12 protein-coding genes are annotated in these 13,552 nt (G+C 67.7%); 5 read left to right on the plus strand and 7 right to left on the minus strand.

What is annotated here, in order from left to right; all coding sequences use genetic code 11:
• Nucleotides 1–7: 7 nt before the first annotated feature.
• Together EV687_RS09280 and EV687_RS09285 are read left to right on the plus strand one after the other, a co-directional pair.
• Nucleotides 8–676 carry an HAD family hydrolase gene (locus tag EV687_RS09280; protein WP_122230505.1) on the plus strand — a complete coding sequence of 223 codons (669 nt, stop codon included), beginning with the start codon at nt 8–10 and terminating at the stop codon, nt 674–676.
• Nucleotides 677–720: 44 nt separating this feature from the next.
• On the plus strand, nt 721–1,392 hold the full coding sequence (locus tag EV687_RS09285) for a nitroreductase (RefSeq protein ID WP_122230503.1): 672 nt from the start codon (nt 721–723) through the stop codon (nt 1,390–1,392).
• Between the two features lie 11 nt (nt 1,393–1,403).
• Here EV687_RS09285 and EV687_RS09290 read toward each other — a convergent pair whose 3' ends face one another.
• The 4 genes from EV687_RS09290 to EV687_RS09305 all read right to left on the minus strand — a co-directional run bounded on the left by EV687_RS09290 (nt 1,404) and on the right by EV687_RS09305 (nt 7,077).
• Nucleotides 1,404–2,525, minus strand: a complete 1,122-nt coding sequence (locus EV687_RS09290; RefSeq protein ID WP_242612559.1) for a cytochrome-c peroxidase — start codon at nt 2,523–2,525, stop codon at nt 1,404–1,406.
• An 11-nt stretch (nt 2,526–2,536) separates the two neighbouring features.
• Nucleotides 2,537–5,203, minus strand: a complete 2,667-nt coding sequence (locus EV687_RS09295; protein WP_242612561.1) for a TonB-dependent receptor — start codon at nt 5,201–5,203, stop codon at nt 2,537–2,539.
• Nucleotides 5,204–5,380: 177 nt separating this feature from the next.
• Nucleotides 5,381–6,454 (minus strand): FecR family protein, encoded by a 1,074-nt coding sequence (locus EV687_RS09300; protein WP_162846642.1) that lies wholly within the window; start codon nt 6,452–6,454, stop codon nt 5,381–5,383.
• A gap of 71 nt (nt 6,455–6,525) precedes the next feature.
• Entirely contained in the window at nt 6,526–7,077 is a 552-nt protein-coding gene (locus tag EV687_RS09305) for an RNA polymerase sigma factor (RefSeq protein WP_122230499.1), read from the minus strand.
• 289 nt (nt 7,078–7,366) lie between these two features.
• Between EV687_RS09305 and EV687_RS09310 the strand changes: the two genes are divergently transcribed.
• The 3 genes from EV687_RS09310 (at nt 7,367) to EV687_RS09320 (ending at nt 10,519) form a co-directional block, all read left to right on the plus strand.
• Entirely contained in the window at nt 7,367–8,071 is a 705-nt protein-coding gene (locus EV687_RS09310) for a Maf family protein (RefSeq protein ID WP_122230497.1), read from the plus strand.
• Nucleotides 8,072–8,148: 77 nt separating this feature from the next.
• Nucleotides 8,149–9,690, plus strand: a complete 1,542-nt coding sequence (gene rng / locus EV687_RS09315) for a ribonuclease G (protein ID WP_122230621.1) — start codon at nt 8,149–8,151, stop codon at nt 9,688–9,690.
• A gap of 22 nt (nt 9,691–9,712) precedes the next feature.
• Nucleotides 9,713–10,519, plus strand: coding sequence for a PPK2 family polyphosphate kinase (locus EV687_RS09320; protein ID WP_122230495.1), 807 nt, complete (start codon nt 9,713–9,715; stop codon nt 10,517–10,519).
• A gap of 38 nt (nt 10,520–10,557) precedes the next feature.
• On the opposite strand, the gene EV687_RS09325 is transcribed toward EV687_RS09320, so the two are convergent.
• From EV687_RS09325 to tauA, 3 genes are read right to left on the minus strand one after another with little or no spacing between them, the layout of a single operon-like run.
• A complete protein-coding gene (locus tag EV687_RS09325) occupies nt 10,558–11,424 on the minus strand; it encodes an ABC transporter permease subunit (RefSeq protein WP_122230619.1) in 867 nt (288 codons plus the stop codon).
• 40 nt (nt 11,425–11,464) lie between these two features.
• Nucleotides 11,465–12,358, minus strand: a complete 894-nt coding sequence (locus EV687_RS09330; RefSeq protein WP_122230493.1) for a taurine ABC transporter ATP-binding protein — start codon at nt 12,356–12,358, stop codon at nt 11,465–11,467.
• Nucleotides 12,355–13,377, minus strand: coding sequence for a taurine ABC transporter substrate-binding protein (tauA, locus tag EV687_RS09335; protein WP_122230491.1), 1,023 nt, complete (start codon nt 13,375–13,377; stop codon nt 12,355–12,357). The genes EV687_RS09330 and tauA overlap by 4 nt, the downstream gene beginning before the upstream one ends.
• Nucleotides 13,378–13,552: the final 175 nt, after the last annotated feature.

Consider the following 13,552-nt stretch of genomic DNA (forward strand, 5'->3'; position numbering starts at 1 on the left):
TACCCCCATGCGTTTTGAAGCCGTACTGTTCGACTGCGATGGCGTGCTGGTCGACAGCGAACCCATCACCAACCGCGTGCTGCGCCAGATGCTCGAGGAGGCCGGCTGGACGCTCAGCTTCGAGGAGTGTTTCGCCATCTTCCTGGGCAAGGCAGTGCGCGACGAGCGCGCGCGCATCGAGGCCCACACCGGCCGTCCGCTCACCGAGGACTGGATGGCCGAGTTCTATGCGCGCCGCAACGAACAGTTGCAGGCCGAGTTGCTGGCCGAGCCCGGCGCCCTCGATGCCGTGGCGCACGTCAGTGGCCGCTTCGGCCAGCGCATCGCCTGCGCCTCCGGCGCCGACCGCATCAAGCTCGGCCTGCAGTTGCGCAAGGTGGGGCTGTGGGATTACTTCGACGGCCGCATCTTCAGCGGCCAGGAAATGCCGCGCAACAAGCCATCCCCCGACGTCTACCTGGCTGCCGCCGGCGGCCTGCAGGTCGCCCCCGAGCGCTGCGTGGTGGTCGAGGACTCCGTGCCCGGCATCCGTGCCGGCGCCGCCGCTGGCGCCACCGTCATCGCCTATGCGCACACTCCGGGCCGCGAAGAGGCCCTGCTGCAGGCCGGCGCGCGCAGCATCATCCGCCACATGCAGGAACTGCCCGCCCGCATCGAGGCGCTGGCCGCTGCCTGAACATCGCTACATCGCACCAGATCGCCACCTGCCGGAGCCCTGCCATGTCCGTCCTCTCCGCCTTGCAAGACCGCTTCTCCGCCCGCGCCTTCACCGCGCAAGAGCCCGACGCCCGGCGCGTGGCCCAACTGCTGGAGCTGGCCGCGCTGGCGCCCTCGGGCGGCAACCTGCAGCCCTGGCGCGTCATTGCGCTGCGGGGCGCGCCGCTGGCCGAACTGGTGCAGGCGGTGGAGGCCGGCGCACCCGATGAGGACGGTGCCACGCTCTCCTACCCGCCCAATCTGTGGGAGCCCTACCGCAGCCGCCGCTACGAAAACGGCGAGGACCTCTACCGCAGCCTGGGCATCGGCCGCGAGGACAAACCCGCGCGCCTGCGCCAGCTCGCCCGCAATGCCAGCTTCTTTGGCGCGCCAGTGGGCATCTTCATTTGTGTGGACCGGCGCATGGGCCCGGCCCAGTGGGTTGACCTGGGCGCCTACATGCAGTCGCTGCTGTTGCTGGCGGCCGAGCAAGGCCTGGCCACCTGCGCCCAGGGCTTCTGGCGCCGCTACCAGGCCGTGCTGAGGCCGCGGCTGGCGTTGCAGGGCGAGGACGAGATCGTCGCCTTTGGCATTGCGCTGGGCCATGCCGACATGGACGCACCCATCAACCAGTGGCGTTCAAGCCGCGCGCCCGCCAGCGAATGGCTGCAGCTGCGCGGTTTCGAGGCCGACTGACCCGCACCCGCTCAAAGCACCTCCAGAAACGCCGCCAGCGCCGTGATTTCCTCCGGCGTCAGCTGCAACGAGCGCAGCAGCGACGAAGGCGCGGGCGCGGGCGGCTGCGGACCCTCGCCGCCGCGCCGGGGAAAGCCCGCCTCGATCAGGTTGTACATGCGCACGATGCCCTCCAGCGAGGGCATGATGCCGTTGTGCATCCAGGGGCCGCCGCGCGAGACGTTGCGCAGGCTGGGCGTGCGAAACGTGCCCAGATCCTGCGGATCGCGGGTGAATTCGAAGCGGCCGAGGTCCTGGTTGCGGCGGCCGAAAAAGGACAGGTTCAGGTTGTGAAAGCCCAGGTCCGTCAGCAACGGGCCATGGTGGCAGTGCATGCAGCGCGCCTTGGTGCGAAACAGGTGCAGGCCCAGCAATTGCCGGTCATCGAGCGCATTGCGCCGACCCGCCAGGAAGTCATCGAAGGCGGTCGGTGCCGGGCGGATGCGGCGCACGAAGGCCGCCAGCGCCCGCGTGATGCCGGCCGCCTCCGGCTGCGGCCTGCCATAGGCGGCCTCGAACAGCGGCGCATACTCCGGCAGCGCCGCCAGGCGCTGCACCAATTCAGGCAGCGTATGGTTCATCTCGCGCGGATGCGCGATGGGCATGGCCGCCTGCTGCTCCAGCGAGGCCGCGCGCCCGTCCCAGAACAGCCGCGGCGCGAACGGTGCGGCCAGCAGGGTCTGGCTGCGGCGCATGCCCATCAGGCCGTCCTCGCCAATGGCCAGCGGCCGGCCATCACCAAAGGCCTTGTCCGGCTGATGGCAGGAGGCGCAGGCCACCTGCCCCTTGCGCGAGAGGCGCGGGTCGAAGAACAGCCGCTCACCCAGCGTGCTGACGGCATCGGGTGCAGGCGCGGCAGGCGCCGGCGCCATCTCCTGCCAGGCCAAGCCGGCATCGATCTGCGGACGCGGCCAGTCGACGGGGGCCCCGCTGTAGCGCGCGCGCAGGCAGGCGGTGTCCCACTCGCCGCGCTCGCGCTGGCAGGGGTCGGCAGCCATGTCAGCGGCACCGGAGCCGACCGCGCCGGACGCTCCAGCCTGGGCCATCAGCAACACCAGCCCGGCCCACGCGATCCTGCTGCGCCATGCCTGCATGCGTGTCTCGGTCAGAACTGGTAGCCGACCTGCAGCCAGATCTCCCGGCCGCTGCGATACAGATCACGGTTGGTGCTGTAGATCGGACTGGTGGGCACCACCACCGGCTGCTTGTCGAGCAGGTTCAGCACTTCGAGGGTCAGCTCCAACCCCTTGGCCTGCCGCGGCGCCCAGGAAATGCTGGCATCCCAGGTCCAATGCGCGGGCACGCGCGTCGACTCATAGCGTTCGAGCCGCTCCGGCGCCGCACCCAAGCCCACATAGGCGATCGCGTCGCGCGCGCTTTTCCAGGTCAGCGCATTGTTGAGGGTCACGCCATGCCCGCCCCAGCGGGTCGACACGTCCAGTCGCGCCTGCGAGGGCCGGTTGAACGCCACGCCCGGCTTGTCGGCACGCAGGATTCGTTCGCCGTTGTAGATGATGTACGGGTCGTCGCTCGTCAGGCCCTCCTGGTAGCCTTCGCTGAGGTTGCTGTTGGTGCGGGTCCGTTCATAGCTGGCGCTGGCCTGCAGGCGCCACTGCGCGCCCAGCCCGTGCCATGGCGTGGCATTGGCCAGCCCCAGCGACCAGGAGTGGGTGCGCGAGCGGCCCAGGTTGTTATAGACATAGGGGTTCGACTCGGTGCCGCTGCCGGACTGGGCGATCTGGTCGCGACCGTTGCGATGCACATAGCCCAGCCGCGCCTCCATGCCGCCGAAGCGCTGCAGCAACTGGAATGCCCATTCGTCATCGTAGGGCGTGCGCAGATCCTGGTAGCGCGTATAGCTCGGGTCATAGCGGCCATTGTTGACCGACACGCCCGAGCTGTTGATGATCAGTTCGCGCAGCGTATTGATGTTCTCCTGCAGGCCCATCTGCAGGATGCTGTCTCCGTAATAGCGGTTCCAGCCCGCGCTGAGCACCGTGTTGCCGTTGCCCAGCGCGTCCCAGTCCAGGCGCGTGCGTGGCGAGATATTGCCGTTGTCGATGAAGGTTTCCCTGTCATAGCGCAGGCCGAGATCCAGCGTGAGATTGCGCCAGGTCATGCGGTCACTGAGGTACAGGCCGTAGGTCTGGTAGTCCAGATCGACCGTGCCGGCGTGGTAGAGGCTCTTGGAGCGCTCCTGCGTGCTGCCATCGGCCAGGTAGCGCAACTGGTAGCTGTAGGCATCCTGGTGGCGCTTGAAGCGCGCACCGATGTGCTGCACGTCCAGGCCCGCATAGGGGGTGTGCGTGATGGCACCGGTTTGCAGCGCATCCCATTCGATGCGGTTCTTCACGGTCCAGGTGTCGCGCGAGGTCTCCTCCCGGCCAAAGCCACCGCTCGTGTAATTGCGGCTGGTCTGTCCCACATAGAAGCTGGTGACCAGCTCATTGCCATCCGAGTTGCGATCGCTGAGGAAACGGTCGTAGCCCACCGTCAACTTGTAGCGCCCCCCCGTGAAGGCGTGGCCAAGATCCCAGGCCAGGCCATAGGCATTGTGGTTGTAGTCCCAACGGGTGTCGCGGAAGAAGTCGTCGACCAGTTGCTGCTTGCGCGCCGAATACTTGATGGTCAGGTCACTGGTGGTCTGCGGAGAAATTCGCAGACTGAACTTGCTCAGCAGGTTGTCCACGAGATCATCCTGAGAGCCCTCGCGCAGGCTGGCTTCGCCGGCATCATCGACGCTCATGCCATAGCGCTGAATGCGCGACTGGCGCCGCGAGAGGCCGAACACCACACCCAGATCCTCGCTGAAGTTGTATTCACCCGTTGCCGAGATGAAATGCTTGCGCCACTTGGGCGAATACCCCACGGCGCCGTTGGCGAAGTCTGTCTCCAGTGCCTCGCCCACCTTCTGCCGGGTCAGGCCGGAATTGTTGAAGCGATAGGAGAGTTTGAGCCCATTCTGGCCCGAAGCGCGGCGCAGCCGCGAATCAACCACCCCGCCATTGAAGCGCCCATATTCGGCCGGCACGAAACTGTCGAACACCTTGACCTCTTCGAGCAGGCTGGTGTCGACGAAATACGCCTGGCTGTTGCTCGGCACATTGCCGATCTGCAGATTGAGGTTCTTGTTGGCCGGATTGATGTTGTTGCTCGCATCCATGCCATCGATCTGGAACAGGTTCTGGTACGGACTGGCCCCATGGAAGGAAATGTCCGCCACATCCATCGAGCCGCGATTGCCGCCGGCATTGGCGGCATTGTCGATGCGCACGGCCGGGTGGTTCTCCAGCAAACCACTGAGATCGCGGTTGCTGGCAGGTGTGTTGGCGATCTGCTCGCGGGTATAGACCGTGGCGCCCGCCATGGGCTCCGGCTCCAGCGTGCCAGCAGCCACCGTCACTTCCGGCAGCGCCGCGGAAACCACCGACGGTGCGGCACGGTGGATCACCACCTCGTTGCCATCAACCTGCGCCGCCAGGCCGCTGCCGGCCAGCAGACGCTCGAGCGCCTGCCGGACCTCCATGCGGCCCGACACGGCCGGGGCCTGCCTGCCAGCCACCAGCGTCTGGCTGACGACGATCTGCAGGCCCGCCTGCTGTGCCAGCGCGTTGAGCGCATCGCCCAGCGGCTGCGCCGGGATCCGGAGGGTGGCCGCGCCTGCGGCCGCTTGTGCCCCGCCGTCCGCGGGCTGCGCTTGCAAGACACCCGTCGCCAGCGCCAGCGAAACAGCCAGCGCCAGCGGCGCCGGACGCAATATCTGGAAAACCATGTTCTTCCCGCCTCTTCTAAGAACAAACCATGAGAATCATTACGACTCTCATAGACGAACCGGAAGAAGAAATGCCGGATAGGCGCCGCCTCTTTATTTGAAACAATATGTTTCAATACATCAAACGCCAAGCATCAAGCCCCAGGTGCCGAGGGTCTTGCGAGGGGTTCTGAGGGATCAAGGCACGGCCGCACGAATGCGGTAGCCCTCGCCGTCGGGTTCCAGGCGGATCGGCAGCGCACCGGCCAGCAGGCGCCGCATGGCCTGTGCATCGCCGCTGCGGAACGTGCCGCTCAGGCGCAGCTGGGCAGCACGCGGGTCCATCGAGGTGATGCCGGTATCGGCATAGCGCTCGAGCTCCGCGACGGCCTGCGCCAAGGGGGTGTCGCTGAAGCTGACGCGCCGCTCGCGCCAGTTGGCAAATTGGTCCGGCCTGATGCTAGCCAGACTCGGCGCTCCCGCCTGTCCATCCCAGACCAATTGCTGCCCCGCCGTCAGCGCATGCGCGGGCAGCGCCTCCTCCGCCTGCCAGCGTCCCAGCAGGTCGAGGCGTCCGCCTTCGACCCGCACCTCGCCGGACGCCACCGCCACCTCCGGCGCGGCGCGGCCTGCCTGGTCAGGCGTGTGCCGCACCGAGAAGCGCGTGCCGGTGACGGTGACGCGCACCGACCCGGCGACCACCCGGAACGGCCGCTGTGCATCGGGCACCACGGAAAACACCGCCTGCCCCTGGTGCAGGCGCAGTTCGCGCGCATCGGCGTGGTAGCGGACTTGCAGTTCGGTGGCGGTATCCAGCATCAGCTGGCTGCCGTCGGGCAGCGTCAACTCGCGCATTTCGCCACGGCCGGTCCGCAGACTGAGCCTGTCGGACGACGGCGGCCTGCCATGCAACCAGCCCAGGCTGCCGGCGGTCACTGCCACCCCGGCCACGCCCGCCAGTGCCAGGCCCCGGTGCATGAAAGCGCGGCGCGGCGCCGCTGCCATGGCCGGAGCGGCGCTGCCAGCCGCAACCCGGTCGGCCGCCACCTGGGCACGCAGCCTGTCGATGGCCGCGTCCGGCAGGGCATCCATCAGCCGCCAGTCCGCCTCCCAGCGGGCATAGAGTGCCTGGTTGCCCGCATGCGCGGCCAGCCAGCCCTCAAACGCCTGTTCGTCCTGTGCCGTCCAGCCCTGCGGCTCCTGGCGGCGCAGGAACCAGCGCACCAGTTCCTGGCGTCTCAGGGCGGCATCGTCATCGTGGGGAACGGGCATGGTGGATGGAGCGAAAGGCGGGTGTTCGGATTCTGTGCGTGACATCGGGCGCTGGAACTCAGGTGCTTGCATCAGACCCGCCTTGGCGGCACGTCAACGCAGCCAAGGCCTTCGTCCAGCTGTGCGAGCTGCTCCAGGCAAGCCTGCATGGCCACTTCCAGGTGCGTCTCCACCGTCTTGATGCCGATGCCCATGCGGGCGGCCACCTCGGCACGCCCCAGTCCCTCGATGCGATACAGCATGAAGGCCTCGCGCGGCCGCGCCGGCAAGGCGGCGATGGCGCGCTCGATCGCCTCGAGGCGCTGGCGCGCTGCGACGATGACTTCGGGCTCCTGGGTGCGGCAGCCGGGCCATTGTGCCAGTCCGTCCTCGCCCGCTTCTGCCTCGGCCGCCGGTTCGCGCAACTGCGCCTGCAGCACGCCGCGGCGGTAATGGTCGGTGAGCAGGTTGCGGGCGATCCGGTAGAGCAGCGCACGCGGGTTGCGAATGGACCGGGCCGGCTCGCGCGCCAGCGTGGCGTAGATGCGGACGTAGGTTTCCTGCGTCAGGTCGGCGGCCACGGCGCGATCGGCCACCTTGCGGCCCAGAAAATTCAGCAGCTCCCGGTAATAACGCTCAAACACGACGACGCCCAGCCCGCAGGAATGCCGGGGAACCCTCGCATTGGCATGGCGACTCCCGGCTGAAGATGGGCAGGTTGGCTATTGGCTGCTGGCTGGCCTGCGAATGCACGGCGGCCGTTATCGGCGCCCATGCGTGCGGCGCAGATTATAGGCGCCGGCTTGCGGCAGGCTGCGCCAGGCCTCCACAGCCTGCCGGGCGGCATGGATAGAATGGGTTCCTGTTGCCCATGCGCATCCATCTCATGGCTGTCGTCCCGGCCATTCCTTGCGACTTTCCCCATTCCCGACCATGCCAGGCATTTATCTCGCATCCCAGAGCCCGCGGCGCAGCCAGTTGCTGACGCAGATCGGCGTGGCGCATACCCTGCTGCTGCCAGACCCCGCCAGCGACATCGCCGAGGACCCGGAAGCGCTGGAAGACGTGCTGCCCGGCGAGTCGCCCGATGCCTATGTGCAGCGCGTGACCCTGCGCAAGCTCGACGCCGCTCAACAGCGGGCCCTGCGGCGCGCGCTGCCGCCCGCGCCCATCCTGTGCGCCGACACTACGGTGGAACTGGGCGGACAGATTCTGGGCAAGCCGGCCGATGCGACCGAGGCGCGGACCATGCTGGAGCGCCTGAGCGGCAGCACCCACCGGGTGCTGACGGCCGTGGCCGTCGCGCATGCCGGTCAGGTGCGGCAGGCGCTCTCGGTCTCCGAGGTGCGCTTTGCGCCCCTGAGCACTGCCGAGGTGCGGCATTACCTGGTTTCGGGCGAATGGCAGGGTAAGGCTGGCGGCTACGGCATCCAGGGTCTGGCGGCAGCCTTCGCCGCGCACATCAGCGGCAGCCATTCGGGCATCATGGGCCTGCCCCTGCATGAAACCTGGCAGTTGCTGCAAGCCCTGCGATGGCCGGGAACGGCGGCCGGGGTCTCCACCGACATCACCGGGACCGCCGAAGCCGCTGACACCATCGAAGCCACCGAAGCCCTCCCAACACAGGCCCTGTCATGAACCCGCAGAACGACACCCCGGCCGCCCCGGCAACATCGCCGGCCAACGATACCGACGCGATGGACGCCATGGACGCCATGGACGGGCAAGGCGCGGCCGCCGCCGCGCAGCCCCGTCATGCCCCCGAGCAGCACGACATCCTGATCAACTGGTCGCCCCAGGAGACGCGCGTGGCCGTCGTCGAGGGCGGCTCGGTGCAGGAGATCCACCTCGAGCGCACGCTCGAGCGCGGCCTGGTCGGCAACATCTACCTGGGCAAGGTCGCGCGGGTATTGCCGGGCATGCAGTCGGCCTTCATCGACATCGGCTTCGAGCGCGCGGCCTTTCTGCACGTGGCCGATGTCTGGCAACGCCAAGCCAATGGCGAGACGCTGGCGACGACGCGCCGGCTTGAGCCGGTCAAGCCCATCGAGCGGCAGGTCTTCGAGGGCCAGAGCATCCTCGTGCAGGTCATCAAGGACCCGATCGGCAAGAAAGGCGCGCGTCTGTCCACGCAGATCAGCATCGCCGGGCGCTCGCTGGTGTTCCTGCCGCAGGACGACCACATCGGCGTCTCGCAGAAGATCCCGCTCAGGGAGCGCGACGCGCTGCGCCAGCGCCTCCTGACACTGGTGCGGGCGCATACGCCGGCCCAGGAACGCACCGGCGGCTTCATCCTGCGCACCAATGGCGAGGAGGCCGGCGATGCCGAGTTGATCGAGGACATCCTCTACCTGCGCAAGACCTGGCGCAAGATCCAGGAGGCGGCGCTGACGCAGCCGGCCACCAGCCTGCTGCACCAGGACCTGGACCTGCTGCGCCGCGTGCTGCGCGACCTGACCAACGAGGCCACGCGCGCAGTGGAGATCGATTCGCGCGAGCAGTTTGCCGCGCTGCAGGGCTTTGCCCGCGAATACATGCCGGCGGCGCTGCCCAGGCTGCAGCTCTACCAGGGCGAGCGCCCCATTTTCGACCTCTTCAACGTGGACGAGGAAATCCGCCTGGCACTGGGCCGGCGCGTCGAGCTCAAATCGGGCGGCTACCTGATCATCGACCAGACCGAGGCGCTCACCACCATCGACGTCAACACCGGCGGCTATGTGGGCGCGCGCAACTTCGACGACACCATCTTCAAGACCAACCTGGAGGCCACACAGGCCATTGCCCGCCAGCTGCGGCTGCGCAACCTCGGCGGCATCATCGTGGTGGACTTCATCGACATGACGCGCGAGGAACACCAGCAGGCCGTGCTGCAGGAGTTCCGCAAGCAGCTCGCACGCGACCGCGTCAAGACCACCGCCTGCGAATTCTCGCCGCTGGGCCTGGTGGAGATGACCCGCAAGCGCACGCGCGAATCACTGGCCCACGTGCTCACCCGCCCCTGCGAGGTGTGCGGCGGCACCGGCGAAGTCAAGACGCCGCGCAGCGTCTGCTACGACATCCTGCGCGAGATCCTGCGCGAGGCGCGCCAGTTCAGCCCGCGCGAGATCAAGGTGCTGGCCGCCCCCGAGGTCATCGAGCTGTTCCTCGACGAGGAAAGCCAGTACCTCGCCAGCCTCTCGGACTTCATCGAGAAACCCATCGGCCTGGTCGCCGAGAACGCACTGGCGCCCGACCGTTACGACATCGTGCTGCTCTGAACGGCACCCTCCCTGAAAGACCATGAAAAGCTTCAAACCCTATTGCATCGGCGCCAAGCGCAGCCTCGGCGACATCAACCCGGCCGACACCTACTTCAAGCTCAAGAACAAGCAGGCAGAACTGCAGCGCCTGGAGGAGCTCGCCGTCGAGCTCGACGGCCTACAGAACATCCTGTATGCCGAACACCAGCGCAAGGTGCTGCTGGTGCTGCAGGGCCTGGACACCAGCGGCAAGGATGGCACCATCCGCTGGGTGTTCTCGCGCACCTCGCCGCTGGGCGTGCGCGTGGCGGCCTTCAAGGCCCCCAGCGAGATCGAGAAGGCGCGCGACTTCCTTTGGCGCTGCCACATGGTGGTGCCCGGCACCGGCGAACTGGCAGTGTGGAACCGCAGCCATTACGAGGACGTGCTGGTGCCCGTCGTCGAGGGCTGGATCGATGCGGCCGAAACCCAGCGCCGCTACGCCCACATCAACAACTTCGAGCGGCTGCTGGTCGAGACCGGCACCACCGTCATCAAGTGCATGCTGCACATCAGCAAGGAAGAGCAGAAAAAACGCCTGCAGGACCGCCTCGACGACCCCGACAAGCACTGGAAGTTCAGCATTGGCGACCTGCACACCCGCTCGCAGTGGGACGACTACCAGCGGGCCTATGCCGCCATGCTGCAGGCCACCTCGACCAGCCACGCGCCCTGGTACGTCATTCCGGCCGACAACAAGCGCCACCGCAACCTGATGATCGCGCAACTGCTCAACAGCCGGCTGCGCGCCATGAAGCTGCAGATGCCCAGCGCCGACCCGGCCCTCAAGGACGTGGTGATCGATTGACCGCTTGATCGAATGAGGAGCGGCGGGCCGCCGCCCTCTTAGAACCTTCCGCGCCAGGGCACCAGCCTCGCCTCCACCCAGCGCATCAGCAGATCGAAGCTCCAGGCCACCAGGCCGATCACCAGAATGCCCATGACGACGATGTCGGTGCGCAGGAAGTTCGAGGCATTGAGCACCATCTGCCCCAGGCCGACGGTGGCGGCCACCATCTCGGCGGCCACCAGCGTGGTCCAGCCAAAGCCGATGGCGATGCGCAGCCCCACCAGGATGTCCGGCAGCGCCGCCGGCACGATCACGTGGGTGATGAGCTGCCAGCGGCTCGCCCCCAGGGACAGCGCGGCATTGATCTGCTCGATGCTGGCGCTCCTGACGCCAGCCTTGGCCGCCAGCGCGATCGGCGCGAAGCAGGCCAGGTAGATCAGGATGACCTTGGAGGTCTCGTCGATGCCGAACCAGATCACGATCAGCGGCAGGTAAGCCAGCGGCGGCAGCGGCCGGTAGAACTCGATGGGCGGATCGAAAATGCCGCGCGCGATGCGGCTCGCCCCCATCGCAATGCCGATGGGCACGGCCGTGACCACTGCCAGCAGGAAAGCGCCGAAAACGCGCAATGCACTCCACTGCAAATGCACCAGCAGGCTCTGACCGCCCTGGATGTTGCCGCTCCAGGCGTTCAGAAAGGCGTTCTTGATGGCTTCCGGCGCCGGCAGAAACAGCGGTGGCACCCAGCCGCGCGCGGTGCTCAGCCACCATAGTCCCAGCAGCGCGGCGATGCAGGCCACGCTGATCGGGCGGCTCGAGCCCGCGCCCGGCAGGCGAAACTGCGGCACCGCAGGCAACGGCGCCGCGCCGTGGGCACCCTCCTCCGGGGCGCGCGTGCTCGCTGTTTCGTGAGAGACGGTCATGATGGCAATTCCTGCGGCGGTCAAAGCCTCTGATGCGTCTTCAGGCGGCCTGCGGCCATGCGCCGGCGGGAGGTGCCGACGGATCTGCCGCTGCGCCGTCCGCAGGCGGCGCAATCCAGCCCAGCACGCGCTCGCGCCAGTCGATGAATTCACGGCTGGCCTTGATGGAGCGGGCCTGGCGGCTGGCCAGATATTGGCGGCTGAAGCCGATGGCATGCTGCTCGGCAATGCGGCCCGGCCGCGGCGACATGACCACCAGTCGGCTGCCGAGGAACAAGGCCTCCTCCACATCGTGGGTGATGAAGAGGACCGTCTTGCCGGTGCGCTGCCAGAGGTCGAGCACCAGTTCCTGGATGGACTCGCGCGTGAACGCGTCGAGCGCGCCCAGCGGCTCGTCCATCAGCAGCACCTGCGGGTCGCTGGCGAGTGCACGGGCAATGCCCACGCGCTGCTGCATGCCGCCCGAGAGCTGCCAGACCGGCGCGCGGGCAAAGCCTTCGAGCCCAACCAGCGCCAGCTTCTCGGCGGCGATGCGGCGGCGTTCGGCCGCGCCCAGGCCGCGCAGGCGCAAACCCAGTGCCACGTTGTCCTGCACGTTCAGCCAGGGCAGCAAGGCGTGCTTCTGGAACACCACGCCGCGCTCGGCGCCGGGGCCCGTGACCTGGTGGCCGTCGAGCCACACGCCGCCGGCCGAAGCCGGCGTGAAGCCGGCAATGCAGTTGAGCAAGGTGGTCTTGCCGCAGCCGGAGGCCCCCAGCGCCACGACGAATTCGCCCTGCGCGATGTCCAGATCGACATGGCTGAGTGCCAGCGTGGCCGGCTGCGTGCCACTGCCGATGTAGCGCACCGAGAGGTCGCGCACCTGCAGGCCGGCAAAGCCGCCGGCGGCTGCCGGCGCACCGGATGCCGCGACGCTGGCGTGGCCTGCCGTCATTGCGCGGCCCGCTCCACCCAGCGCGGGTTGATGCCTGCCGCGTAGTCGGGCAACACCGCCTGGATGGTGCCCTGCTCCTTGAGGAACTCGGCCGTCGCCGCCAGCGACCGGGCCACCAGCGCCTCCTTGCCGCCCCCCAGCCACTGCGCGCTGGCCTGCTCGGCCGGCGGCACAAAGGCATACAGCGCCAGGCTGGCGGGCACGCTCTCGGCGGTGGCGCCACTCCACTTGGCCACCGCCCGGACCTTGTCGGAGCCGGCCGACCAGCCGGCCTTGTTGTTCACATAGTCCTGGTCGGTCTCGGCCAGCACCTTGACGAATTCGGTCAGGAAGGCGTCATGGTCCTTGGCGAAGTCCTTGCGCACGGCAATCGCATCGAAGGTCGCCTTGCCGGTCTCGCCAGCAATCTGCCCGGAGGTCACCAGCACGCTGCCGTCCTGCTTGACCTGCGCGAGCACCGGATCCCAGATGAAGGTGGCATCGATGTCCCCGCGCTGCCAGGCCGCCAGGATCTCCGGCGGGCGGAGGTTGAGGATCTGCACCTCGCCCGGCTTGATGCCTTCCTTCTCCAGCGCCACCAGCAGGTGGAAATGCGTGGTCGATGCAAACGGCAGCGCAATCTTCTTGCCCTTCAGGTCGGCGATGCTCTGCACGCCCGAATCCTTGCGCGCCACCAGCGCCTCGGCGTCGTTGATGTTGTCGAGGATCCAGAACACCTCGATGGGCACCCCCTGCGACAACGCGGCGGCAAAGGGCGAGGAGCCGGCCTCGCCAATGTCGATGGCTCCCGAGGCCAGCGCCCGCACCACCTCGGCGCCGCTGCCGATCTGGCGGTAGGTCACCTTGTAGCCGGTGCGCTCTTCCACCAGCTTGGCCTCCTGCGCATGGCGCCAGGGCACGATCATGTCCTGGTAACCGATCACCACCTCCTTCTTCTGGGCATGGGCAGCCTGGCCCAGCACGGCGGCTGCGGCCAGGGCCACGATCTGAACGAACCAGGAACGGCGGGAACGGGACATGGCGTTTTCTCCTTGAAAATCGGGAGGCGCCCGCCGGAGACGGACCCGCAGGCCCAGCCGCTCCGGCCAGCCTTCTTCCCCCTTGTTGGCTGACGCTGTTTGCACACGTTGGAAGGACACCGGAATGGTAGTGACAAAGCCCGGCATCATCGCCTCCATATTCAGATATTGTTCT

The organism is Corticibacter populi (assembly GCF_004217315.1).
GTDB lineage: Bacteria > Pseudomonadota > Gammaproteobacteria > Burkholderiales > Burkholderiaceae_C > Lampropedia > Lampropedia populi.

Bases quoted from the DNA above. Each gene is read 5' to 3' on its own strand.
- EV687_RS09280 (WP_122230505.1), top strand. From the start codon at position 8: ATGCGTTTTGAAGCCGTACTGTTCGACTGCGATGGCGTGCTGGTCGAC.
- EV687_RS09285 (WP_122230503.1), top strand. From the start codon at position 721: ATGTCCGTCCTCTCCGCCTTGCAAGACCGCTTCTCCGCCCGCGCCTTC.
- EV687_RS09290 (WP_242612559.1), bottom strand. From the start codon at position 2,525: ATGCAGGCATGGCGCAGCAGGATCGCGTGGGCCGGGCTGGTGTTGCTG.
- EV687_RS09295 (WP_242612561.1), bottom strand. From the start codon at position 5,203: ATGGTTTTCCAGATATTGCGTCCGGCGCCGCTGGCGCTGGCTGTTTCG.
- EV687_RS09300 (WP_162846642.1), bottom strand. From the start codon at position 6,454: ATGCCCGTTCCCCACGATGACGATGCCGCCCTGAGACGCCAGGAACTG.
- EV687_RS09310 (WP_122230497.1), top strand. From the start codon at position 7,367: ATGCCAGGCATTTATCTCGCATCCCAGAGCCCGCGGCGCAGCCAGTTG.
- rng (WP_122230621.1), top strand. From the start codon at position 8,149: ATGGACGGGCAAGGCGCGGCCGCCGCCGCGCAGCCCCGTCATGCCCCC.
- EV687_RS09320 (WP_122230495.1), top strand. From the start codon at position 9,713: ATGAAAAGCTTCAAACCCTATTGCATCGGCGCCAAGCGCAGCCTCGGC.
- EV687_RS09325 (WP_122230619.1), bottom strand. From the start codon at position 11,424: ATGACCGTCTCTCACGAAACAGCGAGCACGCGCGCCCCGGAGGAGGGT.
- EV687_RS09330 (WP_122230493.1), bottom strand. From the start codon at position 12,358: ATGACGGCAGGCCACGCCAGCGTCGCGGCATCCGGTGCGCCGGCAGCC.
- tauA (WP_122230491.1), bottom strand. From the start codon at position 13,377: ATGTCCCGTTCCCGCCGTTCCTGGTTCGTTCAGATCGTGGCCCTGGCC.